The sequence below is a fragment of the Mycolicibacter minnesotensis genome (genome assembly GCF_010731755.1).
GTDB classification, from domain to species: domain Bacteria; phylum Actinomycetota; class Actinomycetes; order Mycobacteriales; family Mycobacteriaceae; genus Mycobacterium; species Mycobacterium minnesotense.
On the sequence record NZ_AP022589.1, the window covers coordinates 3,636,764 to 3,660,174 of the forward strand.

The 23,411-nt window shown below is 67.3% G+C and carries 21 protein-coding genes and 1 tRNA gene; 15 read left to right on the forward strand and 7 right to left on the reverse strand.

The window, feature by feature from the left end; all coding sequences use genetic code 11:
• Positions 1-119: 119 nt before the first annotated feature.
• Both G6N09_RS16775 and G6N09_RS16780 read right to left on the reverse strand, forming a co-directional pair.
• Positions 120-839 carry a creatininase family protein gene (locus G6N09_RS16775; protein WP_083025125.1) on the reverse strand — a complete coding sequence of 240 codons (720 nt, stop codon included), beginning with the start codon at positions 837-839 and terminating at the stop codon, positions 120-122.
• Entirely contained in the window at positions 836-2,041 is a 1,206-nt protein-coding gene (locus G6N09_RS16780; RefSeq protein WP_083025305.1) for a hypothetical protein, read from the reverse strand. Before G6N09_RS16780 ends, G6N09_RS16775 begins: the two co-directional genes overlap by 4 nt.
• A 167-nt stretch (positions 2,042-2,208) precedes the next feature.
• Between G6N09_RS16780 and G6N09_RS16785 the strand changes: the two genes are divergently transcribed.
• The 4 genes from G6N09_RS16785 (at position 2,209) to G6N09_RS16800 (ending at position 7,437) form a co-directional block, all read left to right on the forward strand.
• On the forward strand, positions 2,209-2,547 hold the full coding sequence (locus G6N09_RS16785) for an SCO3933 family regulatory protein (RefSeq protein ID WP_083025123.1): 339 nt from the start codon (positions 2,209-2,211) through the stop codon (positions 2,545-2,547).
• A gap of 94 nt (positions 2,548-2,641) precedes the next feature.
• Positions 2,642-4,072, forward strand: coding sequence for an FtsK/SpoIIIE domain-containing protein (locus tag G6N09_RS16790; protein ID WP_083025121.1), 1,431 nt, complete (start codon positions 2,642-2,644; stop codon positions 4,070-4,072).
• A 53-nt stretch (positions 4,073-4,125) separates the two neighbouring features.
• Complete coding sequence (locus G6N09_RS16795) at positions 4,126-5,610, forward strand: replication initiator (protein ID WP_234806983.1); 1,485 nt, start codon at positions 4,126-4,128, stop codon at positions 5,608-5,610.
• Between the two features lie 186 nt (positions 5,611-5,796).
• A complete protein-coding gene (locus G6N09_RS16800; RefSeq protein ID WP_083025117.1) occupies positions 5,797-7,437 on the forward strand; it encodes a recombinase family protein in 1,641 nt (546 codons plus the stop codon).
• Here G6N09_RS16800 and G6N09_RS16805 read toward each other — a convergent pair.
• A tRNA-Leu gene (locus G6N09_RS16805) sits at positions 7,419-7,504 on the reverse strand. The two genes, G6N09_RS16800 and G6N09_RS16805, sit on opposite strands and share 19 nt — an antisense overlap.
• Before the next feature lie 108 nt (positions 7,505-7,612).
• Here G6N09_RS16805 and G6N09_RS16810 point away from each other — a divergent pair.
• Complete coding sequence (locus G6N09_RS16810; RefSeq protein ID WP_407662624.1) at positions 7,613-8,959, forward strand: M20/M25/M40 family metallo-hydrolase; 1,347 nt, start codon at positions 7,613-7,615, stop codon at positions 8,957-8,959.
• Positions 8,960-8,979: 20 nt separating this feature from the next.
• Entirely contained in the window at positions 8,980-9,510 is a 531-nt protein-coding gene (locus G6N09_RS16815) for a YbhB/YbcL family Raf kinase inhibitor-like protein (protein ID WP_083025113.1), read from the forward strand.
• An 81-nt stretch (positions 9,511-9,591) separates the two neighbouring features.
• Here the strand turns inward: G6N09_RS16815 and G6N09_RS16820 are convergent, their stop codons facing one another.
• The 3 genes from G6N09_RS16820 to G6N09_RS16830 are packed head-to-tail and all read right to left on the reverse strand — an operon-like array spanning position 9,592 to position 11,922.
• Positions 9,592-10,659, reverse strand: coding sequence for a quinone-dependent dihydroorotate dehydrogenase (locus G6N09_RS16820; RefSeq protein ID WP_083025112.1), 1,068 nt, complete (start codon positions 10,657-10,659; stop codon positions 9,592-9,594).
• A 4-nt stretch (positions 10,660-10,663) separates the two neighbouring features.
• Positions 10,664-10,930: a DUF5703 family protein gene (locus G6N09_RS16825; protein WP_083025109.1), complete on the reverse strand. Its 267-nt coding sequence runs from the start codon at positions 10,928-10,930 to the stop codon at positions 10,664-10,666.
• Positions 10,927-11,922 (reverse strand): YncE family protein, encoded by a 996-nt coding sequence (locus G6N09_RS16830; RefSeq protein ID WP_083025107.1) that lies wholly within the window; start codon positions 11,920-11,922, stop codon positions 10,927-10,929. Before G6N09_RS16830 ends, G6N09_RS16825 begins: the two co-directional genes overlap by 4 nt.
• Positions 11,923-12,101: 179 nt before the next feature.
• On the opposite strand from G6N09_RS16830, the gene G6N09_RS16835 reads away from it, so the two are divergent.
• The 8 genes from G6N09_RS16835 (at position 12,102) to G6N09_RS16870 (ending at position 18,539) form a co-directional block, all read left to right on the forward strand.
• Positions 12,102-12,395, forward strand: coding sequence for a hypothetical protein (locus tag G6N09_RS16835; protein ID WP_083025105.1), 294 nt, complete (start codon positions 12,102-12,104; stop codon positions 12,393-12,395).
• Between the two features lie 45 nt (positions 12,396-12,440).
• Positions 12,441-13,295 (forward strand): undecaprenyl-diphosphate phosphatase, encoded by an 855-nt coding sequence (locus G6N09_RS16840; RefSeq protein WP_083025303.1) that lies wholly within the window; start codon positions 12,441-12,443, stop codon positions 13,293-13,295.
• The gene (locus tag G6N09_RS16845) at positions 13,292-13,978 is read left to right on the forward strand and encodes a histidine phosphatase family protein (RefSeq protein WP_083025102.1); all 687 of its coding nucleotides are present in this window, start codon (positions 13,292-13,294) and stop codon (positions 13,976-13,978) included. Before G6N09_RS16840 ends, G6N09_RS16845 begins: the two co-directional genes overlap by 4 nt.
• A gap of 51 nt (positions 13,979-14,029) precedes the next feature.
• A complete protein-coding gene (locus G6N09_RS16850) occupies positions 14,030-14,623 on the forward strand; it encodes an Rv2134c family protein (RefSeq protein WP_083025100.1) in 594 nt (197 codons plus the stop codon).
• Positions 14,607-15,428 carry an Rv2133c family protein gene (locus G6N09_RS16855; protein ID WP_083025098.1) on the forward strand — a complete coding sequence of 274 codons (822 nt, stop codon included), beginning with the start codon at positions 14,607-14,609 and terminating at the stop codon, positions 15,426-15,428. Before G6N09_RS16850 ends, G6N09_RS16855 begins: the two co-directional genes overlap by 17 nt.
• A 116-nt stretch (positions 15,429-15,544) precedes the next feature.
• Positions 15,545-16,321, forward strand: a complete 777-nt coding sequence (locus G6N09_RS16860; protein ID WP_083025096.1) for a 3'(2'),5'-bisphosphate nucleotidase CysQ — start codon at positions 15,545-15,547, stop codon at positions 16,319-16,321.
• Positions 16,322-16,401: 80 nt separating this feature from the next.
• Positions 16,402-17,637 carry a cysteine--1-D-myo-inosityl 2-amino-2-deoxy-alpha-D-glucopyranoside ligase gene (gene mshC, locus G6N09_RS16865; RefSeq protein ID WP_083025095.1) on the forward strand — a complete coding sequence of 412 codons (1,236 nt, stop codon included), beginning with the start codon at positions 16,402-16,404 and terminating at the stop codon, positions 17,635-17,637.
• Between the two features lie 29 nt (positions 17,638-17,666).
• The gene (locus G6N09_RS16870; protein WP_083025094.1) at positions 17,667-18,539 is read left to right on the forward strand and encodes an SDR family oxidoreductase; all 873 of its coding nucleotides are present in this window, start codon (positions 17,667-17,669) and stop codon (positions 18,537-18,539) included.
• Between the two features lie 20 nt (positions 18,540-18,559).
• Here the strand turns inward: G6N09_RS16870 and G6N09_RS16875 are convergent, their stop codons facing one another.
• Entirely contained in the window at positions 18,560-19,426 is an 867-nt protein-coding gene (locus tag G6N09_RS16875; protein ID WP_083025093.1) for a PAC2 family protein, read from the reverse strand.
• A 188-nt stretch (positions 19,427-19,614) separates the two neighbouring features.
• Between G6N09_RS16875 and metH the strand changes: the two genes are divergently transcribed.
• On the forward strand, positions 19,615-23,394 hold the full coding sequence (gene metH, locus G6N09_RS16880; RefSeq protein ID WP_083025092.1) for a methionine synthase: 3,780 nt from the start codon (positions 19,615-19,617) through the stop codon (positions 23,392-23,394).
• Positions 23,395-23,411 lie beyond the last annotated feature (17 nt).

Below are 23,411 nucleotides of genomic sequence, written 5' to 3' on the forward strand. Positions count from 1 at the left end.
TCTCACAAGTTGGGTCAGCGGTGGTCGCTGCTGGGCGTCGGCGGTCCAGGGGCCGGGGTGTTGCGGGGCGGCGGACGGGAGCGCCAGCGGACGGTAGCCGCCCCGCCCGGCTGCTTGGCTTATTGACCGGTGAGTAGTCCGATCAGCGTGGCCGCGTTGCGGCCGAGGTGGTCGATGGCTTGGGTGCCTTTGGTTTCGGTGGCTTGTGATGGGTAGCCGATGACGCCGGTGGGGGTGTAGGCGTGGATGCCGATGGTGGTCAGGTAGCGGCGGTCGCTGGCGGTGTGGTCGCTGGTCTGCCACCCGTCTCGCAGGTAGTCGGGGTGAACGGCGAGCAGGATGGAGGTTTCTAGTTCCCCGGCGTGCATGTCGTCATGGCTGCTGCTCTGGATGCCTGCGGCGTTGCGGGCCTCGGCCCAGTCTTCGCGGCTGGGGTAGAGCCCGACGTTGATGGGGGCCTTCGGCTGGTTGGCCTGCTGGACGACGTTAGTCAGTACAGCGTTGCCGCCGTGGCCGTTCACGATGATCAACCCGGCGGTGTTTTGTTGTGACAGTGATTCGATGATGTCAGTGACGATCGCGGCGAGGGTGGTGGCGCTGATGCTCACGGTGCCGGGGTAGGCCGCGTGTTCGTGAGAGCAGCCGAATGTAACCGGTGGTAACTGAAACACTTTGTGGTGCTGACTGATTGACGATGCGATAGCACTGGCGATGAGCGTGTCGGTGCCGAGCGGAAGGTAGGGGCCGTGTTGCTCGAATGAGCCGATCGGCAGCACCGCGATAGAGCGGGCAGTTGCGGGGTCTGTGCTGGTGGTGTCGGGAATGACTCGACGGCTCATGCGATGACTCCTTGGGTGGCGTTTTTGATACGGCCGGCGAGCTGTTGCAGGATCGGGTCCTTGTTCCGTCGTCGTCGGCGGTCGCGCACGAGTGTGCCCGCCTTGGCCAAATGAAGTCTGGCCCGCTGCGAGGGCGCCGCGAGGTAGCCCGGGATCGCCGTGTCGGTGAGGGCCAGTGCTTGCTGGTATTCGCCGGTGGCGATATAGGCGTGCAGGAGTCGCATGTCGGCCACGGTCTGATCGCGGTACTGGTGGGCGGTCCAGGCGTGATGGTGTCCGGCGAGCAGGGTGACGGCCTTGTCGGGGTCATCGATGCGGAGGTAGCCGAAGGCGATCTCGCTGGCGACGTAGGCGGCGTGGGCGTAGATCGCATGATCATGAGGGTGGGGTTGCAGATCGCCGAGTTCGAGGGCTGCGGCGGCACGGCGATGAAATTCTCGCTCATTCTGGTTAGCCAGCTCAGCTAGGGCCAGTTGGCGGGCGATACTGGCGGCCAGGCGACCCACGTCGCGCCCATCGATCAGTTCGGCGGCCTCAGCAGCCAAGACGGCGGCCAGGTCGGGGTCGCTGCGGGTCAGGATGTTGGACTGGCGCATCAGGATCATGGCGTTGAATGCTGGGCCGGCTGTGCGCAGGTGCAGGGCAGCGGTGTGGGTGAGTTTCTCTGCGGCGGCGTAATCACCGACATCTTGGGCGATCCATCCAGCGACCTCGGCGGTAGCCCCGGCAGCATGCCGCATCTCGGTCTTGATCTGCGAAGGTGCGTGCGCAATCAGGGATTCGATCGTGGCAAGGTCGGATTCCACCAGGGGGCGGGCGTGCTGAGGGCCGAAGGTGTGTTCGACTTCGATATGGGCTTGTTGCCGGGACTCGATGACAGCGAGTACATCGCGGTTGACAGGAAGTCGCACCAGCAGCGGGTGCGGCAATGCGGTGGCGATGGGCACGCTGAACAACTCGTCGGGTTCGACGCCGAACACGGCGGCGAGGTCTTCTCGCCACATCGGGCCGAGCATCCCGGTTCGCTCGATCTGGGCGATCTTTTGTCGCAGGGACTCCAGTTCGGGTAGATCGGCATCGCCGCGTAGCCTGCGGACGTTTTCAACCTCGATTGCCAACTCACGCAGGCTGTAGCCGTAGCGTTTCCGGGCCGCGCTGAGCCGCTGCGCATTGAGTGCGCGGATCGGGTCGGCTGCGGCCATGATTTTGATCATGCCGCATACATCGGCGCAGGTCAGCTAAGTGCGCGTGTTTGCGGTCATCACTGTTATCACTGCCCGTCACTTCCAGCAGCATCGTCGGTAGCGCTGTCCTTGATCCGCGGATGAACACACCCGCGTGAGAACAACAAAGGAAGGACAGCATCGAGATGAAACTGAAAATCGATACGACCGGCGTGACGTTCCTGTGCACCCGGATTCCGGAGCAGCGCACCAATTTCGACACCGGGACGCCACGCATCGATAAGGCAACTGGTCAAGCGTTGTGGCAGGTGCAGTTGATCGCCCTGGACGCCACCGGAGGCGAGGTGCTCGCCGTCACTGTGGTCGGGGAACCGAAGCTGACGGTCGGACAGCCGGTCGCGGTGTCGGGTCTGGTCGCGTTGCCGTGGTCGCAGGACGGCCGCTCGGGCATCGCGTACCGCGCCGAAACCATCGCCGCCGCCGACCCGGCCGCGGCCACCAAGACGGCCCAGCCGCCCCGGTAACTAAGGCCTGGCCCGGCAAGTACCCGCAGTAGTGCTTGCGGGCTTGCCGGGTCAGCGCCCCATCATCTTCCCGCCGTAGCGAAAGCAGATCCCCATGTCCAATGCCCCAAACCGTAAGAATCACAACACTAATCAATCAGATGATGACTGGATCGGCGAGCTGATCTGGGCAGGAGTCAAAGCCGCCGGACAGTTACTGTGGTGGGCGATCCTGTTCCCAGCCCTGAGCATCCCCGCCGGTGCAGCGATCTGGGCCGGTGTTAGCCACGGCGTCCGCACCGGGTTCGGGGTTGCTCTCGCGGCGGTCGCGGCATATATCGGCTGGGCTGTGCTGGAACCGGCATCATTCACTCGGTGGGTGAGCGCACCGCTGCGGCACCGCTGGCTGGCGTGGTGGCGCTATCACCGAACCTGGGAATCGGTGTGCGCCCTGCACGGTTTGACCGCCAAACATGGCGAGCGCACCCTGGTGCCGATCGTGAACTCGGTGCAGATCGGCCACCACGCTGACACGCTGACCGTGCAGGTCGTGACCGGCCAATGCCTCACAGACTGGCAGAAATGCGGTCCGGCGTTGGCGGCGGCGTGGCGGGCTGAGCGGTTGACGATCCGGGCCACCGCGCCGGGGCAGGTACGGATCATCATCGGTCGCGGTGATGTACTCGGCCAACCGATCGCGTTGCCCATGCCCCGCCCTGCGGCCCCAGTTGACCTGGGCGCGGTGCGTGTCGGGATCACCGAATCGCGCGCCTGGTGGCGGCTGCCCGTGTTGGGGCAGCACCTGTTGGTCGCCGGTGCCACCGGGGCTGGGAAGGGCTCGGTGTTGTGGTCGCTGATTGCCGGACTAGCGCCCGAGGTCAAGTCCGGCCGGGTCAGGTTGTGCGTGATCGACCCGAAAGGCGGCATGGAACTCGGCGCTGGCGCAGGGCTGTTCACTCGGTTCTGTCATCACACCGGTGAACCCGTGATGGTGCTGCTGCACGAGCTGGTGGAGCTGATGCAGGCACGCGCCAACCGGCTGCGTGGACACACTCGCCTGCACAACCCCACGCCCAGCGAGCCGCTGATCGTGTTGATCGTTGACGAGATCGCCGCACTGACCGCCTATGTCACCGACCGCAAACTGCGCACCGAGATCGAGCAGCTGCTGGGGCTGTTGTTGTCGCAAGGTCGTGCGGTCGGGATTTCGGTGGTGGCGGCGGTGCAGGACCCGGCCAAAGACACCCTGCCGGTGCGGCAGTTGTTCACGGTGCGGATCGGGTTGCGCATGACTGAGGCCACCCAGACCACGATGGTGCTCGGCCAGGGGGCTCGTGATGCTGGTGCCGAATGCGATCTGATTGCTGATGCCACCCCCGGGGTCGGGTACGTGATGATCGACGGCACCGCTGAGCCGGTGCGGGTGCGATCCTTTCACGTCACTGACCGCGACATCGCCAGCTTGGCCCGCACCTTTCGGGCACCGCGCACGGGCGGTGAGCATTCGCAGGGCCGGGTCCAGCCGACGTGGGGGGCGGTCCGGTGATCACGCTGCCGGGCCTGCCCACCACCACCGACCCCGCGCCGGTGATCACCCAGATGGTTCGGCGCGCATCCTCGCCGGGGTTCGAGATGTGGTGGCAGCGGGTGGAATCGGTCGGCCACTGCGCCCACCCGATCCAGCTGGTCGGCGCTGGCTCTATTGGGCGCCGGCAGGTGGTGTGGACGCGCTGCAACAACCGCCGAGCCACCGTCTGCCCGTCATGCTCGGATCTCTACGCCCGTGACACCTGGCAGCTGGTGCACGCCGGTGCCGCCGGTGGCCACCACAACATGCCCGCCGAGGTCGCTGCTCGCCCACAGGTGTTCGCCACCTTGACCGCGCCGAGCTACGGCACGGTGCACAACGCCACCGGCGCGCGTTGCCGGCCCACATCGACGAGTCCAGGCAGCCGCTGTATTCATGGGAATCGGTTGCAGTGCAACATAACCCATTCCGCTGATGATCCAATAGTAGGACAGCCGTTATGCGGCCAGTGTTACGACTACTTCGGGCATGTTCTGTTCACCTGGCATCTGCCCGAGCTGTGGCGGCGTTTGACCATCGCGCTGTGGCGTGCCGTAGCAGCACAGTTGCGAGCACGTGGAATGGACCGGGGTTCGGTGCGAGTGAGTTTTGTCAAGGTCGTCGAACTGCAAGCCCGTGCCATCCCGCACATCCACGCCTTGATCCGTCTCGACCCGCCGTCAGCACCCACCACCCAGAGTGACCAGAACCATTACGGCCCCGCCGCCACCTGTGGCGGTGGGGAGCCCCGTCCGGGTGCCGGACACCGCGACTGGGTATCGCCAATCACCGCGGGCGAGCTGGCCACGCTGATTCAGAGCGCTGCGCGCCAGGTCCGTGTCGATGTTCTGGCCCTCGATGGCGAGGCACGCGAGCTGCGGTTCGGCACCCAGATCGACGCCCAACCGCTCAGCGGCGAAGTACTGGCAGAACCGGCCGATACCGGGCCGACAGCTCGCTTATCACCGCGCCGCGTTGCGGCATACCTCGCCAAATACGTCACCAAATCCCTGCAGGACTTCGGTATCACCGCCCGGCGACTCTCGACGGAAGCGATCGCCACGCTCGACGTCACCGAACACGTCCGGGCGATCCTGACCACCATCGCCGAACTCGCCGAACGTGTTGAGCCGATGGCCGGAATTGGGCGATGGCTGCACACGCTGGGATACCGCGGACACATCACCACCAAATCCCGGCACTACTCAACCACCATGAGCGCCCTGCGCGCCGCACGTGCAACCTGGAAGCGAAGGAAGGACGCCAAACCGATTGAACGCCAGGGTGATAAATGGTCAATCGGGCAGGACGTCCCGACAGCGGAGGCGCCGGCCAACCTGGATGCTGACGAGGTGCTCTGGAAGTTCGACCACGCCGGACACACCAGCGCGGGGGAGCGCACCCTCGTCTACTCCGCGGCCCTCCAACGTATCCACACCCGGCGCATCGGACTGGTGGAAGCCCGTCGTCAAGTCCGCGACCAGCACGGAGATCCGCCAGGAGGACACGATGGCTGACGGTTCCCAAACAGCACAGCCTCGCTCCGAGTGCGGCGGTCGAAGCGACGCGCCGACGATGTCAGAGGGAGGTGTTGAAATTGTCGTACCAGAGAGCTATTGCCTTCCGCATGAGGCCAACCGCGCGCTCGTGCGCGTCATACTGGCCGTGCGGGACCGGATGCTCGGATCAGACAGGGGAGTCGCGTGAGCCTGAGGTTCGCCTTCTACGGCCGAGTGAGCACGGAGGATGCTCAAGATCCGGAGGCGAGTCGCGGCTGGCAGAAGCGCCGTGCCCTGGATTTGATCTCCCCGCACGGCGGAGTCCTTGTCACTGACTACTTCGATGTGGGACAGAGCCGCTCGCTGCCGTGGAAACGCAGGCCGGAGGCATCGCGCCTGCTTGCCGATGTCGCCGCTCGTGACCGTAGTTTCGATGCCGTCGTGATCGGGGAACCCGCCCGCGCGTTCTACGGTCCGCAGTTCGCGCTGACTTTCCCGGTGCTCACGCACTACGGAGTCGGCCTGTGGGTGCCCGAAGTCGGTGGCGCGGTCGATCCCGGCTCCGAGGCGCATGACCTGGTGATGACACTGTTCGGTGGCATGAGCAAAGGCGAGCGCGCTCGAATCCAGATGCGCGTCCGCACCGCGATGTCGGCACTGGCGCAGGACACCACCAGATATCTCGGTGGCCGACCGCCGTATGGTTACCGGCTCGCCGACGCCGGCCCGCACCCGAACCCTGCCAAGGCAAGTCTTGGGCAGCGGCTGCACCGCCTCGAACCGGACCCCGCGACATCGTCGGTCGTCGAGCGGATCTACCGCATGTACGCCGACGGAGCGGGCCTGCGCTACATCGCCCAACGGCTCACCGACGATGGTGTGCCGTCACCGAGCCAGTACGACCCGGAACGCAATCGGCATCGTGACCCGCGAGGGTGGTCGCATTCGGCGATCCGCGCCATCCTCGACAACCCGACATATCTCGGTGTGCGCGTGTGGGGCAAGCAGGAGAAATACGAAGTGCTGGTCAACCCCGACGATGTCGCGGCGGGGTATGAGACGCGGATGCGGTGGCGCGATCAGGCGAACTGGGTTGTACCGGACCGTCGCACGCACGAAGCTCTGATCTCTGACGAACTGGCGCAGGCTGTTCGTCTTCGCACCCAGACTCGGCGGGGTCCGGGTCTGGTGTGCAGCAGAGAATCGACGGTGCCGTACGCACTTCGCGGAATCCTGTTCTGCGCCGTCTGTGGACGGCGGATGCAGGGCGCCGCTCGCGGCGGGAAGCAAGCAACACGCATCCTGTACCGGTGTGAGCTGGGTAAGTCGCGTTCGGTGCCTGTGGACCTGACGGATCACCCGCGCACGGTCTACCTGCGTGAGGACGCGGTGACACCTCGACTCGACGAATGGATCGCCAGCCTGGCCGATCCAGAAGACCTGGCCCGCGGTCAGGAAGTCGACCCGGAAGCCGACAACGTCGCCTTGCTGCGCCAGCTCAGCGAAGCGAACAGCAAGGTTGCCGCGTTGGTAGCCGCAGTGGAGTCCGGTGTGGCCGTCGAGGACCTCACCGATGCGTTGCGCCGCCGGACCGCAGAGCGCGACGAACTGAAGGCCCGCCTGGAACGAGCCGAGCGACCCCGCGCCATGTCTGCCGCACAGGTCACCGAGTTGGTGCAGGAATTGGGCGGGCTGGCAGCGGTGCTAGGCGAAGCAACCGGGGCCGAACGAGCTCAGGTATACGCGAGCCTGGGCTTGCGTCTTGACTTCGATCCCAACCTGCGTCAGGTCAAGGCGACTGTCGACATAAGTCGTGTCGCCGGATGTGTCCGAGGGGGGACTTGAACCCCCACGCCCGTTAATAGGGCACTAGCACCTCAAGCTAGCGCGTCTGCCATTCCGCCACTCGGACCTACCCGGCTCGGCCGGGCAGCTAAGGCTAACGGATGCCCAGGGCCGGACCCAAACCCAGCCCTCGCAACGCGATCCGAAGGGGCGCGAAGTGGTAGTAAAGGTAACTGTGACCGAATTCCCCGATCCTGCCGTCGATGCAGTGGGCGAGGTGGTCGAACTCGTCAGCACCCTCATCCGATTCGACACGTCCAACACCGGCGAGCTGGCTACCACCAAAGGTGAGGCCGACTGCGCGCGCTGGGTCGCTGCCCAGCTCGAAGAGGTGGGCTATGAGACCGAGTACCTCGAATCCGGCGCCCCCGGGCGAGGCAACGTCTTCGCTCGCCTCAAGGGCAGCGATCCGTCCCGCGGGGCGCTGCTGATCCACGGCCACCTCGATGTGGTGCCGGCCGAGGCCAGCGACTGGAGCGTGCACCCGTTCTCCGGGGCCATCGAAGACGGCTATGTCTGGGGCCGCGGCGCGGTCGACATGAAGGACATGGTCGGCATGATGATCGCGGTGGCCCGGCACCTGGCCCGCGCGGGCATCACCCCGCCGCGCGACCTGGTGTTCGCGTTCGTTGCCGACGAGGAGGCCGGCGGAAAATACGGCGCCCACTGGCTCGTGGAGAATCGCCCCGATCTGTTTGCCGGGGTCACCGAGGCGATCGGAGAGGTCGGCGGCTTCTCCCTGACCGTGCCGCGGCGCGACGGCGGCGAGCGCCGGCTCTATCTGATCGAGACCGCGGAGAAGGGCCTGTGCTGGATGCGGCTGCGGGCGCACGGCCGGGCCGGGCACGGATCGATGATCAACGACGACAACGCCGTCACCACCCTGGCAGAGGCGGTGGCCCGGCTGGGACGGCACCGCTTCCCGCTGGTGCTCACCGAGGCCGTGGAGCAGTTCCTGATCGCGGTGAGCGAGGAGACCGGCCTGGCCATCGACGTCGACTCCCCGGACCTGGAGGGGATGATCGAGAAACTGGGGCCGATCGCCCGCATCGTCAACGCCACCCTGCGCGACACCGCCACCCCCACCATGCTGCAGGCCGGCTACAAGGCCAACGTGATCCCGGCGACGGCCGAAGCGGTGCTGGACTGCCGGGTGCTACCCGGCCGCCAGGCGGCGTTCGAGGCCGAGGTCGACGCCCTGATCGGCCCCGATGTGACCAGGGAATGGGTCACCATCCAGCCGTCGGTCGAGACCACCTTCGACGGCGACCTGGTGGAGGCGATGAATGCCGCGCTGCTGGCCTGCGATCCCGACGCCCGTGCCGTGCCCTACATGCTGTCCGGCGGAACGGACGCAAAAGCCTTCGCCAAGTTGGGTATTCGCTGCTTCGGATTCGCCCCGCTGCGCCTTCCGCCCGACCTTGATTTCGCCGCGCTGTTCCACGGCGTCGACGAGCGCGTCCCGGTCGACGCGCTGGAGTTCGGCACCCGCGTCCTGCACCACTTCCTGACACACTGTTGACCACAACGAGAGGACCACACATGAGCTCTGCCCCCGACCCCTACGCCGCGCTGCCCAAGCTGCCGACGTTCACCCTCACCTCGACCTCGCTCACCGACGGGCAACCGCTGAGCAAGGCCCAGGTCAGCGGAATCATGGGCGCCGGCGGTGAAGACGCCAGCCCCCAGCTGAGCTGGTCGGGCTTCCCCGAGGAGACCCGCAGCTTCGCGGTCACCGTGTATGACCCCGACGCCCCCACAGCCTCGGGCTTCTGGCACTGGGCGGTGGCCAACCTGCCGGCCACCTGCACCGAACTTCCCGAAGGCGTGGGTGACGGCAGCCTGCTGCCCGGTGACGCCCTGGCCCTGGTCAACGACGCCGGGATGCGCCGCTACGTGGGTGCCGCGCCGCCCGCCGGCCACGGCGTACACCGCTACTACGTCGCGGTACACGCCGTCGACGTGGAGAAGCTGGAGCTGGCCGAGGACGCCAGCCCGGCATACCTGGGCTTCAACCTGTTCATGCACGCGATCGCCCGCGCGGTGATCGTCGGGACCTACGAGCAGAAGTAGGCAAACCTCCGAGAGGGAATTCCACGACGCGACACGCCAGATGTGCGTCGTGGAATTCCGTTTCGGCCTGGCGGGGGTGCACTAGCGACTGGCGGACCCGACCGCCTCGGCCAGCGACGCGAATCCGCGGGCGCGCAGCCGCTGGGCCAGGCCCTCATGGATGGACTTGGCCCACAGGCCGCCGCCGTAGATGAACCCGGTGTAGCCCTGCAACAGTGAGGCGCCGGCGGTGATGCGTTCCCAGGCGTCGTCGGCGGTCTCGATCCCGCCCACACTGATCAGCACCAGTTGATCGCCCACCCGGGCATACAACCGCCGCAGCACTTCCAGGGCCCGGTGGGCCACCGGGGGACCGGAAATGCCGCCAGGGCCCAACTCGGCCACCCCCGGGGTGGCCAACCCGTCACGCGAGATCGTGGTGTTGGTCGCCACGATGCCGGCCAGGCCCAACTCCACGCAGAGATCGGCGATCGCATCCACATCGGTGTCGGCCAGATCCGGCGCGATCTTCACCAGCACCGGCTTGGTGGTCTCGGCTCGTACCGCGGCCAGAATGGGCCGCAGCGACTCGATGGCCTGCAGGTCGCGCAGCCCCGGGGTGTTGGGCGAGCTGACGTTGACCACTACATAGGCGGCCAGGGGGGCCAGCAGATGGGCGCTGGTGCGATAGTCCGCTACCGCGTCCTCGGGCGGAGTCACCTTGGTCTTGCCGATATTGACCCCGATCGGCACCTCGGCCTGATGCCGGGCCAGCTGTTCCGCCAGCGCGGCCGCCCCATGATTGTTGAATCCCATCCGATTGAGCAGGGCGCGGTCCTGCGGCAACCGGAAAAGGCGCGGCGCGGGATTGCCCGGTTGCGCAACAGCGGTCACGGTGCCCACCTCGGCGTAGCCGAAACCCAATGCACCCCAAGCCTTTATCCCGACACCGTCTTTGTCGAAACCCGCGGCCAGTCCGAGCGGGCCGGGAAAGTGCACCCCGAACACGGTGCTGGCCAGCACCGGGTCGTGCGGAGCGAGCCGGCGTCGCAGCGCACGGCGCGTCGGTGGCGCAGCGGTGGCGCCGCGCAGCGCGGAGAACGCGACGGTGTGAATGCGTTCCGGTGGCACCAGGAACATGGCGCGACGCAGCGCGCTGTAGAGGCCCATCGCGCTACAGTCCCGGCTGGTCGACGCAGCGGCTGTCGCTGATCGCAGTCACGGCGGACTTCTTGCGGCGCAGCAATACTCGTCTGCTTCCGTCGGTATACAACCGCACTCGGGTCAGCTCCCAACCTCGGTATTCGGCTTCGATGGACAGTCGGGTGGACGCCCCGATCCGGGTGACCTCCGGCGGTAGGCGCAGCGGGATCCACTCGTAGTCATCGGAGAGTTCGGCTTCCCAGCTCGCCGGTAGCCGGCGGGGGCGCAGCGCGGTCAACGTGGCCTCACCGCGTGCTCGATCACCTGGACTCCGTCACCCGAGCCGGACACCACATACAAAGTGTCCGACTTCTCATCTAGGGCCAGGGTATTGGGCTGCTGCACGGTCGGATAGCGAACCTTCTCCACAGGGATTCCGGTGGTCAGATCGTAGCCGACCACAACGTTCGTTCCGGTCTGTGACACCCACGCGAACCCGCCCGCGCCGGCCAGGCCGTAAGGCGCGTTCGGCACTGGGAAATCCTGGTGCAGCATCAGGGGGTCCACGCCATAGACCAGCAGTCGGCCCCCGCGGGGATCGGCGGCCAGCACCGGCCCGCGCGGATCGGCGGCCAAGGTGGTCGCGCCCTGGCCCGCGCGCAGCGCGTACTGAGGTTTGCCGTCGGTGCCGATGGTCGTCACCGAGGTCTGGCCACGGTCCAGCACGACCGCGACATCGCCCTGGGTCACGATCTGGTCGACCCGGGCGAAGATCTTGGCCCGCTCGGCCACGTGCCTGCCATCGGAGGTCAGGGTGAAGACCGCGCCGTCGGCGCTGCCCAACACCAGGATGCCGTCCGAGCGTCGGGCGATCGCGGTGAAGTCGACGTCTGCCGCTTCGTCGACGTCGACCTGGGTGAGTTCACGGGTGGCCAGGTCGAGCGTCACATAGCCGCCGCGCCTGGACAGGTAGACCACGCCGCGGCCATCGCCGGCCAGCGCGCTCGCCGGTCCCGGCAGCGCCACCGCCGTGGGTGGCTTGGCGGACCCGCCCACCAGCCCCACCGTGGCGGGGGCCTGCGGATCCGGCCCGGGGGACAGCACCGCCAGCAGCCCGGTGGCGGCGTCGAACACCGCGGCGGTGGCCGCACCGGCCAAGGGCCGCACCGTGCCGGCCGGCCGGGCGGTGGTGGCGGGGGACACGGCGGGTTGGGCCGGCGCGATCGTGGGTGGCGGTGCGGTGATGGGATTGGAGGAGCAGGCTGTGAGCAGCAGCAACAGTGCCAACATGGGGCCTGCAAGGAGCCGGCGGGGCCGGCGGGTGAAGCGCTTCAGCACGGGGCAGATCTTCCAGCTCGTCGCGGTGGGTGGGCGGTTCGTGGGACGAACACCGATTCTAAGGACGGCGGCGAGGTGAATCCCGCATGTCTGATGGAACTATAAGTTCGCTTAGGTGTAACCTCGCGGACATGACTGTGGTCGAAGACTGGCAGCTGGTTTGTTCGGAGTTCCGCATCGAGGAGATCTGGACCGGGGCCTTCGCCAGTGGCTTCGGTGAGGTCGGCGACGGCCGCAGTTTCTCCTTCCATATCCAGCAGCAGAAGCTGGTGGTCGACATCTATCGGCCCCGGCTGGTCGGGCCCGTCCCGCAGGACGAGGACGTGGTGGCCACCGCGAGCCGGCACTTGTTCGCGATCGACATCGCCGACGAGCGCAGTCTGACAGCGGCCGTGCGTGACGTGGTGTCCGATCTGATCCGCTGACCTTCGCCCGGTACGGTCATCGTCGTGTCGGTAGTGGAGACGGTGATGTCGTGGCCGCAGGTAATTGTCCTGGCGATTGTGCAGGGCCTCACCGAATTTCTGCCGGTCTCATCTTCGGGGCATCTGGCGGTGGTGTCCCGACTGCTGTTCGCCGGTGACGCCGGCGCCTCGTTCACCGCGGTGACCCAGCTCGGCACTGAGCTGGCCGTGCTGGTCTATTTCGCCAAGGACATCGCGCGCATCGCCACCGCCTGGCTGTCCGGGGTGGCCTCGGCGCTGGCCAAGACTCCATTGCCCGCCGAACGCCGGACCGATTATCGGATGGGCTGGTTTGTCATCATCGGCACCCTCCCGATCTGCGTCCTGGGCCTGTTGTTCAAGGACTTGATCCGGTCCGGGGTCCGCAACCTGTGGGTGGTGGCCACCGCATTGGTGGTGTTCTCACTGGTGATCGCCGCCGCCGAGTATTTCGGCCGGCAGACCCGGCATGCCCAGGAACTGACCTGGCGTGATGCCGTGCTGGTGGGCTCCGCGCAGACCTTGGCGCTGGTGCCCGGGGTGTCGCGGTCCGGGGCAACCATCAGCGCCGGGCTGTTCGCCGGTCTGGACCGGGAGTTGGCTGCCCGTTTCGGGTTCCTGCTGGCCATCCCGGCGGTCTTCGCCTCCGGGTTGTTCTCCCTGCCGGATGCGTTTCATCCCGAAGGTGCGGGCATGAGCGCCTCTGGGCCGCAGCTGCTGGTCGCCACCCTGATCGCCTTCGTGGTGGGCTGGGCCGCCGTCTCCTGGTTCCTCAAATTCCTGGTGTCGCACAGCATGTACTGGTTTGTCGGATATCGGATCGTGGCCGGCACGACGATCCTGGTCCTGCTGGCCACCGGCGTATTGGCAGCCTCGTCATGACCGTCATCCTGGTGCGGCACGGCCGGTCCACCTCGAACACCTCCGGGGTGCTGGCCGGGCGCACCGAAGGCGTCGAACTCGACGACCTGGGTCGTGAGCAGGCCGTGCAGCTCGTCGACCGGCTGGCCGGCCTGCCGATCAAGGCGGTGGTGCGCTCACCGCTGCTGCGCTGCCGTCGCACCCTCGAACCGCTGTCGGAGAGTCTGGGCCTCGAACCCCTCGTCGACGAGAGGCTGGTCGAGGTCGATTACGGCACCTGGACGGGTCGCAAGATCAGCGAGCTGACCGCGGAGCCGCTGTGGCGGGTGGTGCAGGCCCAGCCCAGCGCGGCGATCTTCCCCGAAGGCGAGGGACTGGCGCAGGTACAGGCCCGGGCGGTCGCCGCGGTGCGCGACCACGACCGGCAACTGGCCGCGCAGCACGGCACCGACGTGCTCTGGGTGGCGTGCACGCACGGCGACGTGATCAAGGCCGTCATCGCCGACGCGCTGGGCGTCCATCTGGACGGGTTCCAGCGGATCACCGCCGACCCCGCTTCGGCCAGCGTGATCCGCTACACCCCGTTGCGTCCGTTCGTCATCCACCTCAATCACACCGGCGCGTCCTTGGCCGCCGCGGTGCAGAGTTCGCCGGCCCACGCCGGCGGTGAAAGCGACGCCGTCGTCGGCGGTTCGACCACCTAGCCGATGCCAGATACCGGTGGACAACCGGACTGCCGGTATTTTGGAGTTGCCATGTCCCGAGCAATTCACGTCTTCCGCACCCCCGACCGCTTCGTGGCCGGGACCGTCGGCCAGCCTGGAAACCGCACCTTCTACCTGCAGGCGGTCCACGCCGAGCGGGTGATTTCGGTGATGCTGGAAAAGCAGCAGGTCGCCGTGCTCGCCGAACGAATCGGCGCATTGTTGCTGGAGGTCAACCGCCGATTCGGCACCCCGGTGCCGCCCGAACCCACCGAGATCGACGACCTGAACCCGCTGGTCACGCCCGTGGACGCGGAGTTCCGGGTCGGCACCATGGGGTTGGGCTGGGATTCGGAGGCGCAGGCCGTGGTGGTCGAACTGCTCGCTGTCAGCGACGCCGAGTTCGACGCGTCGGTGGTGCTCGACGACACCGATGAGGGGCCGGACGCGGTGCGGGTGTTCCTCACTCCGGAATCCGCGCGCCAGTTCGCCACCCGCTCGAATCGAGTCATCTCCGCGGGACGCCCGCCGTGCCCGCTGTGCGAGGAGCCGCTGGACCCGGCCGGTCACATGTGCGTGCGCACCAACGGCTATCGCCGGGGCGCTTTCGGGCCCGATGACGAGCCCGATGAGTCCGACCTCTGACGAGCGGGAGGCGTTGCACTCCGGGGAACTGGAGATTCTGGGCCGCATCCGCTCGGCGAGCAACGCCACCTTCCTGTGCGAGGCCACGCTGGGCGAGCACCGTGTGCACTGCGTCTACAAGCCGGTCGCCGGCGAACAGCCGCTCTGGGACTTCCCCGACGGCACGCTGGCCGGACGCGAACTCGCTGCCCACCTGATATCGGTGGAGTCGGGCTGGGATCTGGTGCCCTACACAATTATTCGGGACGGTCCCGCTGGTTCGGGCATGGTGCAGCGGTGGATCGATCAACCCCAGGATGACGGCGACGAGGCGTCACCGGTGCCGGAGCTGGTCGACATCGTTCCCGCTGACCACATTCCCGCCGGCTACCTGCCGGTGCTGCAGGCCTACGGAAACGCCGGCGAACCGGTTGCCCTGGTGCATGCCGATGACGCCCGGTTGCGCCGGCTGGCCGTCTTCGACGTGGTGATCAACAACGCCGACCGCAAAGGCGGCCACGTGCTGTGCGGCACCGACGGCCATGTCTACGGTGTCGACCACGGGGTGAGCCTGCACAGTCAGGACAAGTTGCGCACGGTGCTGTGGGGCTGGGCGGGTCGGCCGGTGGCAGACCTGGACGATGACGCGCTGCCGGCGCTGTCCCGACTGCTGACCGCGCTCGACGGGCCGCTGTCGGCAACACTGCAACCCCACCTGACCGCCGAGGAGATCGCTGCGCTGCGCCGGCGGGTCACCGACCTGCTGGAGCACCCGGTGATGCCCGCCCCCAACCGGCACCGCCCGATACCCTGGCCGGCCTTCTGAGCCTGGCCGCAGTTGTACCGTCGAGTGTGCGTTTTTGCCGGCGCAATCCCCTAAGTGCCCACTAAAGCGCACACTCGCGAAACCGGTGCCGCCTCGCGTCGGGAATACTGCCAAGCGTGACGCTGACTGACGCGGCGCTGGCCGCCGAACTGGCAGTCGACGCCGGAAAGCTTTTGCTGGCAGTGCGTGACCAGGTGGGATTCGCCCAGCCCTGGCACCTCGGCGACACCGGCGACGGTCGAGCCAACCAGCTGATCATCCGCCGGTTGCGCGACGAACGCCCCGGTGACGCGGTGCTCAGCGAGGAGTCACCTGACACCCTGGCCCGGCTGACGTCTGACCGGGTGTGGATCGTCGACCCGCTGGACGGCACCCGCGAGTTCACCATGCCCGGACGCGACGACTGGGCGGTGCACATCGCGTTGTGGCAGCGTGATGGCGCCGACGGCTTCGGGGCCATCACCGACGCCGCGGTGTCGCTGCCGGCCTACGGCAACGTCGTCTTTCGCAGCGACACGGTGACCCCGCCCGCGATGTCTGCCGAGGTGCCCCACCCCATTCGGGTAGCGGTCAGCGCGTCCCGGATGCCGTCGGTGGTGCGGCTCATTCGGGAGGTGCTGCCGGTTGAGCCGGTCCTGATGGGATCGGCGGGCGCCAAGGCCATGGCGGTGGTGCGCGGCGACGTAGACGCCTACCTGCACGCTGGTGGCCAATGGGAGTGGGATTCCGCCGCCCCGGCCGGTGTGGTGTTGGCGGCGGGTCTGCACGCGTCTCGCATCGACGGTTCGCCGTTGCGCTACAACCGGCCCGACCCTTACCTGCCCGACCTGCTGATGTGTCGGCCCGACGTGGCGCCGATCCTGCTGGACGCAATGCGGCGGACAGTGCTCTAGAGCCCTGCCCATGCGGCGGTTCCAGCTTCGCTTCGCCTCCGGCGAACCTCGCTAAACCGCCGGGCCCTAAAGTCGTGGGCATGCAATCGTGGTCCGCGCCGGCCGTTCCGGTTCTGCCCGGGCACGGCCCGGCATTGCGCCTCTATGACACCGCCGACCGCCAAGTGCGTCCGGTGTCGCCGGGCCCTACGGCCAGAATGTACGTCTGCGGCATCACGCCGTATGACGCCACGCATCTGGGCCATGCGGCCACCTACCTGGCGTTCGATCTGATTCACCGGCTCTGGCTCGATGCGGGCCATCAGGTGGACTACGTGCAGAACGTCACCGATGTCGACGACCCGCTGCTGGAGCGCGCCGAGCGCGACGGGGTGTCGTGGGAGTCGCTGGCGGCCAGTCAGGTCGAGCTGTTCGGCACCGACATGACCGCGCTGCGGGTGCTGCCACCCCGCGACTATGTGGCGGCCACCGAGGCGATCGCCGAGGTGGTCGAAGTGGTGGAGAAGATGCTGGCCGCCGGTTCGGCCTACGCCGTTGACGGCGACTACCCCGACATCTACTTTCGCGCCGACGCCACCGAGCAGTTCGGCTACGAATCCGGATTCGACCGCGCCACCATGCTGGAGCTGTTCGCCGAGCGCGGCGGAGATCCGGACCGGGCTGGCAAGGCTGACCCGCTGGACGCCCTGCTGTGGCGCGCCGCTCGCCCGGGGGAACCCAGTTGGGCCGCGCCGTTCGGGGCCGGCCGGCCGGGCTGGCACGTCGAGTGCGCCGCGATCGCGCTGAGCCGCCTCGGCTCCGGCCTCGACGTTCAGGGCGGCGGATCCGACCTGGTCTTCCCGCACCACGAGTTCTCCGCCGCGCACGCCGAATCCCTCACCGGGGAGCGTCGCTTCGCCCGGCACTATGTGCACGCCGGGATGATCGGCTGGGACGGCCACAAGATGTCCAAGAGCCGCGGCAACCTGGTACTGGTGTCGAAGTTGCGCGCGCAGGGGACCGAGCCGGCCGCGATCCGGCTGGGCCTGCTGGCCGGGCACTACCGCAGTGACCGGTTCTGGGACGACGCGACCCTGCAGGACGCGGTCGCGCGCCTGCACCGCTGGCGGGCCGCGACCAGCCTGTCCGCCGGCCCGGACGCCGCCGACGTCATCGCCCGGGTTCGCCGCTACCTGGCCGACGACCTGGACACCGGCAAGGCGCTGGCCGCCCTGGACGGCTGGACCACCGACGCGCTGGAGTACGGCGGCCACGACACCAGCGCGCCGGCGCTGGTGTCCACCGCCGTCGATGCGCTGCTGGGAGTGGAGCTCTAGACCACCCGCACCGAGGGTAGGTTGAGCACATGTCTTCGATTCATTCCCAGGTCGTCTTCATCACCGGCGGCGCGCACGGTATCGGCGAGCAGTTGGCCCGCCGGCTGCACTCACAGGGCGCCCGCGTCGTGGTGACCGACCTGGACGAAGCCGGGCTCGCCAAGCTGGGCGATGAACTCGGCGAACGGGTGCTGACCGCCGTCGCCGACGTGCGGGATCTGGCCGCCCTGCAGTCGGTGGTCGCCCAGGCCGCGCAGCGTTTCGGCGGCATCGACACCGTGGTCGCCAACGCCGGCATCGCCAGCTACGGGTCGGTGCTGAATGTGGATCCCGAGACGTTCAAACGGGTGATCGACGTCGACGTGGTGGGGGTCTTCAACACCGTGCGCGCCGCGCTGCCCTCGGTCATCGAGCGTCGCGGCTACGTGCTGGTGGTGTCTTCGCTGGCGGCGTTCAGCCCGCTGGCCGGGATGGCCTCCTACGATGCGGCCAAGGCCGGGGTCGAGCACTTCGCCAGTGCGCTGCGCCAGGAGGTCGCCTACCTGGGCGTTGAGGTCGGATCGGCGCACATGGGCTGGATCGACACGCCCTTGGTCCGCGACACCAAGGCCGATCTGGGCGCTTTCGACGACATGATGGCTACGCTGCCGTGGCCGCTGAACAAGACCACCTCGGTCGAGAAGTGCGTTGACGCCTTCGTCAAGGGCATCGAGGGCCGCAGCCGTCGCGTCTACTGCCCGCGCTGGGTGGGGGCGTTCCGCTGGCTCAAGCCGGTGCTGACCCTGCGTCCGGTGGAAGGCTCCCTCATCAAGGGAGCCGCCACGATGGTTCCGCGGATGGACGCCGAAATCGCTGCTTTGGGCCGCTCCACCAGCGCCTATAACGAGAAAATGGAGAAGTAGAGCCGCATCGGCCCGGTGGCTCAGCGCCGTCGGCGCCGCAGGTAGCGCTCGAACTCCGCCGCCAGCGCGTCGCCGTCGACCTTGCTCAGCGCATCGGTCATGTCGACCTCGGCGTCGCCGCGCTCTTCCAGAGCGGTCACGTAGTCGGCGATCTCATCGTCCTCACTGGCCATCTCGCTGACCGCCAGCTCCCATTCCTCGGCCTGCGCGGGCAGGTCGCCCAGCGGAACTTCGATGTCCAGGGCATCCTCGACGCGCTGCAGCAGGGCGACGGTGGCCTTGGGATTGGGCGGCTGCGAGACGTAGTGCGGCACCGCCGCCCAGAACGTCACCGCCGGAATGCCGGCCGCCACGCAGGCGTCCTGGAACACCCCGGTGATACCGGTCGGACCTTCGTAGCGGGTCTCGGCCAGCCCGAAGCGGGCGGCCGACTCCGCCGAGTACGCCGCCCCCGATACCGGCACCGGGCGGGTGTGGGGGGTGTCGGCGAGCAGTGCCCCCAGGATCACCACGGTGTCGACATTGAGTTGCTCGATGATCCCCAGCAGCTGGGCGCAGAACGACCGCCACCGCATGTTCGGCTCGACCCCGTGCATCAGCACGATGTCGCGGTCGCTGCCGGGCGGCCTGCAGTGCGAAATACGCATCGACGGCCAGACCAGTTCACGGGTGACGCCGTCGAGCTGGCGGATCACCGGCCGATTCACCTGGTAGTCGTAGTAGGCCTCGTCGTCGATCTCGACGATCAACCGGGCTTCCCAGATGTCGTTGAGGTGCTGCACCGCGTCGCTGGCGGCGTCGCCGGCATCGTTCCAGCCCTCGAACGCAGCCACGACGATGGTGTCGTGCAGTTCGGGAAGCGCAGCGCCGTCGTCCGGTCGGGTCACGGATTCAGCCTACGGCGTGGGTCACGCACACGGGCTCTACCCGACCCGCCGAGTCGCCTCGTTGCGTGGGGTATTGGTCCCCACGGCGGGGGACGACGTAGACTTTCGGGCGTCGAGAGGCGTTGCAACGGTTCGCCGGTCTCTGCCGGTGACCGCCACGCTCGGCAGAGTTAAGGACGCCTTCCGTCATGGAAGGGACGTACGTGAACGCCACTGAGCTGAACTCCTCGGCGCCCGAAACCTTCGCGCCCAACATCCGGCCCGACTGCACCGATGAGCTGACGGCCGCCCTGAACAGCCGGATCATGGTGATCGACGGCGCGATGGGCACGGCCATTCAGCGAGATCGCCCCGATGAGGAGGGCTACCGCGGAGATCGCTTCACCGAGTGGCCGACTGCGCTGCAGGGCAACAATGACCTGCTCACCCTGACGCAGCCGCAGATCATCGAGGGCATCCATCGCGAATACCTCGAGGCGGGCGCCGACATTCTGGAGACCAATACGTTCAACGCGAACGCGGTCTCGCTCGCCGACTACGACATGGCCGACCTCAGCTATGAGCTGAACTACGCCGGCGCGGCCCTGGCGCGCAAGGCCTGCGACGCGTTCAGCACCGCGGAGAAGCCCCGCTACGTGGCCGGTGCCATCGGGCCGACAACGCGGACCGCCTCGATCTCGCCGGACGTCAACGACCCCGGTGCCCGCAACGTCTCCTACGACCAGCTGGTGGCCGCCTACCTGGAGGCCGCCAACGGCCTGGTCGACGGTGGTTCCGACATCATCATCATCGAGACCATCTTCGACTCGCTCAACGCCAAGGCCGCGGTGTTCGCCGTCGAGACGCTGTTCGAGCAGCGCGGACGCCGTTGGCCGGTGATCATCTCGGGCACCATCACCGACGCGTCCGGTCGCACGTTGTCGGGTCAGGTCACCGAGGCGTTCTGGAATTCGATCCGGCATGCGAGGCCGATCGCGGTGGGCCTCAACTGCGCCCTGGGTGCTCCGGAGATGCGGCCCTACATCGCCGAGATGGCGCGGATCGCCGACACCTACGTGTCCTGCTATCCGAATGCCGGTCTGCCCAACGCCTTCGGCGAGTACGACGAGTCCCCGGAGCGGCAGGCCGGCTATATCGCCGACTTCGCCGATGCCGGCCTGGTGAACCTGGTGGGAGGGTGCTGCGGTACGGCGCCGCCACACATCGCCGAAATCGCCAAGATCGTCGAGGGCAAGCCACCGCGTGAGCTGCCCACACTCGACGTGGCCACCCGGCTCTCGGGCCTGGAACCGCTCAACATCACCGATGACTCGCTGTTCGTCAACATCGGTGAACGCACCAACATCACCGGGTCCGCCCGGTTCCGCAACCTGATCAAGGCTGAGGACTACGACACCGCGTTGTCGGTCGCGCTGCAGCAGGTCGAGGTGGGCGCGCAGGTCATCGACATCAACATGGACGAGGGCATGATCGACGGCGTCGCCGCGATGGACCGGTTCACCAAACTGATCGCGGCCGAGCCGGACATCAGCCGCGTCCCGGTGATGATCGACTCCTCCAAATGGGAGGTCATCGAGGCAGGCCTGAAGAACGTGCAGGGCAAGCCGATCGTCAACTCGATCTCCATGAAGGAGGGCGAGGAGAAATTCATCCGTGAGGCGCGGCTGTGCCGCAAGTACGGCGCCGCCGTGGTCGTGATGGCTTTCGACGAGCAGGGCCAGGCCGACAACCTGGAGCGCCGCAAGGAGATCTGCGGGCGGGCCTACCGGATCCTCACCGAGGAGGTCGGTTTCCCGGCTGAGGACATCATCTTCGACCCCAACTGCTTCGCACTGGCGACTGGCATCGAGGAGCACGCGACCTACGGCATCGACTTCATCGAGGGCTGCGCGTGGATCAAGGAGAACCTTCCCGGGGTGCACATCTCCGGCGGTATCTCGAACGTGTCGTTCTCGTTCCGGGGCAACAACCCGGTCCGAGAGGCCATCCACGCGGTGTTCCTGTTCCACGCGATCAAGGCCGGCTTGGACATGGGCATCGTCAACGCTGGGTCGCTGGTGCCCTATGACTCGATCGACGCCGAGCTGCGCGACCGGATCGAAGACGTGGTGCTCAACCGTCGCCCCGACGCCGCCGAGCGACTCCTGGAGATCGCCGAGAAGTTCAACAGCTCCGAGAAGGCTGAAGATCCGGTAGCGGCCGAGTGGCGCAGTCTGCCGGTCCGCGAACGCATCACGCACGCCCTGGTGAAGGGCATCGATGCCCACGTCGATGACGACACCGAGGAACTGCGGGCCGAGATCGCCGCCGCGGGCGGACGCCCGATCGAGGTGATCGAGGGCCCGCTGATGGACGGCATGAACGTGGTCGGCGACCTCTTCGGTGCGGGCAAGATGTTTCTGCCCCAGGTCGTGAAGTCGGCCCGGGTGATGAAGAAGGCCGTCGCCTACCTGCTGCCGTTCATCGAGGCGGAGAAGGAAGCGGCCGGCGCCACCGCGGACAAGGACACCAACGGCACCATCGTGATGGCGACCGTGAAGGGCGATGTGCACGACATCGGCAAGAACATCGTCGGAGTCGTCCTGCAGTGCAACAACTACGAAGTGATCGATCTCGGCGTGATGGTGCCCGCCCAGAAGATTCTGGACGCCGCCAAGGAGCACGACGCCGACATCATCGGTCTGTCCGGCCTGATCACCCCGTCACTGGACGAGATGGTCAACTTCGCGGTCGAGATGGAACGCGAAGGCATGGAGATCCCGCTGCTGATCGGCGGCGCCACCACCTCGCGAGCCCACACCGCGGTGAAGATCTCACCGCGCCGCAGCGGTCCGGTGGTCTGGGTCAAAGATGCCTCGCGGTCCGTTCCCGTGGCTGCCGCGCTGCTCGACGACAAGCAGCGGCCGGCCCTGCTGGAGTCCACCGAGGCCGACTACGCGTCGCTGCGGGAACGCCACGCGCAGAAGAACGAGCGGCCTATGGTGCCATTGGAGAAGGCCCGCGCGAACCGCACGCCGATCGAGTGGGACGGCTACACCCCGCCGGTGCCCGCTATCGGCGTCGGAGTCCGGGAATTCCTGGACTACGACCTCGCCGAGCTGCGGGAATACATCGACTGGCAGCCGTTCTTCAACGCGTGGGAGATGAAGGGCCGTTTCCCCGACATCCTCAACAATCCGGCCTCGGGAGAGGCGGCACGCAAGCTCTACGACGACGCCCAGGAGATGCTGGACGCCCTGATCAAAGAGAAGTGGCTGACCGCCAACGGCGTGATCGGCTTCTTCCCGGCAAACGTGGTCGGTGACGACATTGAGGTCTACACCGACGAGACCCGCACCGAGGTCCTGACCACGCTGCACAACCTGCGCCAACAGGGTGAGCACCGGGCCGGCATCCCCAACCGTTCGCTGGGCGACTACATCGCACCCAAAGAGACGGGCCTGAGGGACTACGTCGGCGCCTTCGCGGTCACGTCTGGGCTCGGCAGCGGAGAAAAGATCACCGAATTCAAGGAGGCGCTCGACGACTACAGCGCGATCCTGCTGGAGTCGATCGCCGACCGGCTGGCGGAGGCATTCGCCGAGCGGATGCACCAACGGGTCCGCACCGAGCTCTGGGGATACCAGCGTGACGAGCAGCTGGACAACGAGGCGCTCATCGGGGAGAAGTACGTCGGAATTCGCCCCGCCCCCGGCTACCCGGCCTGCCCCGAGCACACCGAAAAGGCGACGCTCTGGGAAATGATGGATGTCCACGAGCGGACCGGTATCGAGTTGACCGAGTCGATGGCGATGTGGCCCGGTGCCGCCGTCAGCGGCTGGTATTTCTCGCATCCACAGTCGCAGTACTTTGTGGTCGGCCGGCTGGCACAGGATCAGGTCGCCGACTACGCCCGGCGCAAGGGGTGGACCCTGACCGAAGCCGAGCGCTGGCTGGCCCCCAATCTCGGCTACAACCCCGAGGACTGAGCCTGTTGGATGAGGGC

Coding starts and splice junctions, on each gene's coding strand:
- G6N09_RS16815 (WP_083025113.1), top strand. CDS start 8,980: ATGAGCTCTGCCCCCGACCCCTACGCCGCGCTGCCCAAGCTGCCGACG.
- G6N09_RS16835 (WP_083025105.1), top strand. CDS start 12,102: ATGACTGTGGTCGAAGACTGGCAGCTGGTTTGTTCGGAGTTCCGCATC.
- metH (WP_083025092.1), top strand. CDS start 19,615: ATGGAAGGGACGTACGTGAACGCCACTGAGCTGAACTCCTCGGCGCCC.
- G6N09_RS16855 (WP_083025098.1), top strand. CDS start 14,607: ATGAGTCCGACCTCTGACGAGCGGGAGGCGTTGCACTCCGGGGAACTG.
- G6N09_RS16845 (WP_083025102.1), top strand. CDS start 13,292: ATGACCGTCATCCTGGTGCGGCACGGCCGGTCCACCTCGAACACCTCC.
- G6N09_RS16795 (WP_234806983.1), top strand. CDS start 4,126: ATGGTTCGGCGCGCATCCTCGCCGGGGTTCGAGATGTGGTGGCAGCGG.
- G6N09_RS16830 (WP_083025107.1), bottom strand. CDS start 11,922: ATGTTGGCACTGTTGCTGCTGCTCACAGCCTGCTCCTCCAATCCCATC.
- G6N09_RS16790 (WP_083025121.1), top strand. CDS start 2,642: ATGTCCAATGCCCCAAACCGTAAGAATCACAACACTAATCAATCAGAT.
- G6N09_RS16850 (WP_083025100.1), top strand. CDS start 14,030: ATGTCCCGAGCAATTCACGTCTTCCGCACCCCCGACCGCTTCGTGGCC.
- G6N09_RS16820 (WP_083025112.1), bottom strand. CDS start 10,659: ATGGGCCTCTACAGCGCGCTGCGTCGCGCCATGTTCCTGGTGCCACCG.
- G6N09_RS16840 (WP_083025303.1), top strand. CDS start 12,441: ATGTCGTGGCCGCAGGTAATTGTCCTGGCGATTGTGCAGGGCCTCACC.
- mshC (WP_083025095.1), top strand. CDS start 16,402: ATGCAATCGTGGTCCGCGCCGGCCGTTCCGGTTCTGCCCGGGCACGGC.
- G6N09_RS16785 (WP_083025123.1), top strand. CDS start 2,209: ATGAAACTGAAAATCGATACGACCGGCGTGACGTTCCTGTGCACCCGG.
- G6N09_RS16775 (WP_083025125.1), bottom strand. CDS start 839: ATGAGCCGTCGAGTCATTCCCGACACCACCAGCACAGACCCCGCAACT.
- G6N09_RS16870 (WP_083025094.1), top strand. CDS start 17,667: ATGTCTTCGATTCATTCCCAGGTCGTCTTCATCACCGGCGGCGCGCAC.
- G6N09_RS16780 (WP_083025305.1), bottom strand. CDS start 2,041: ATGGCCGCAGCCGACCCGATCCGCGCACTCAATGCGCAGCGGCTCAGC.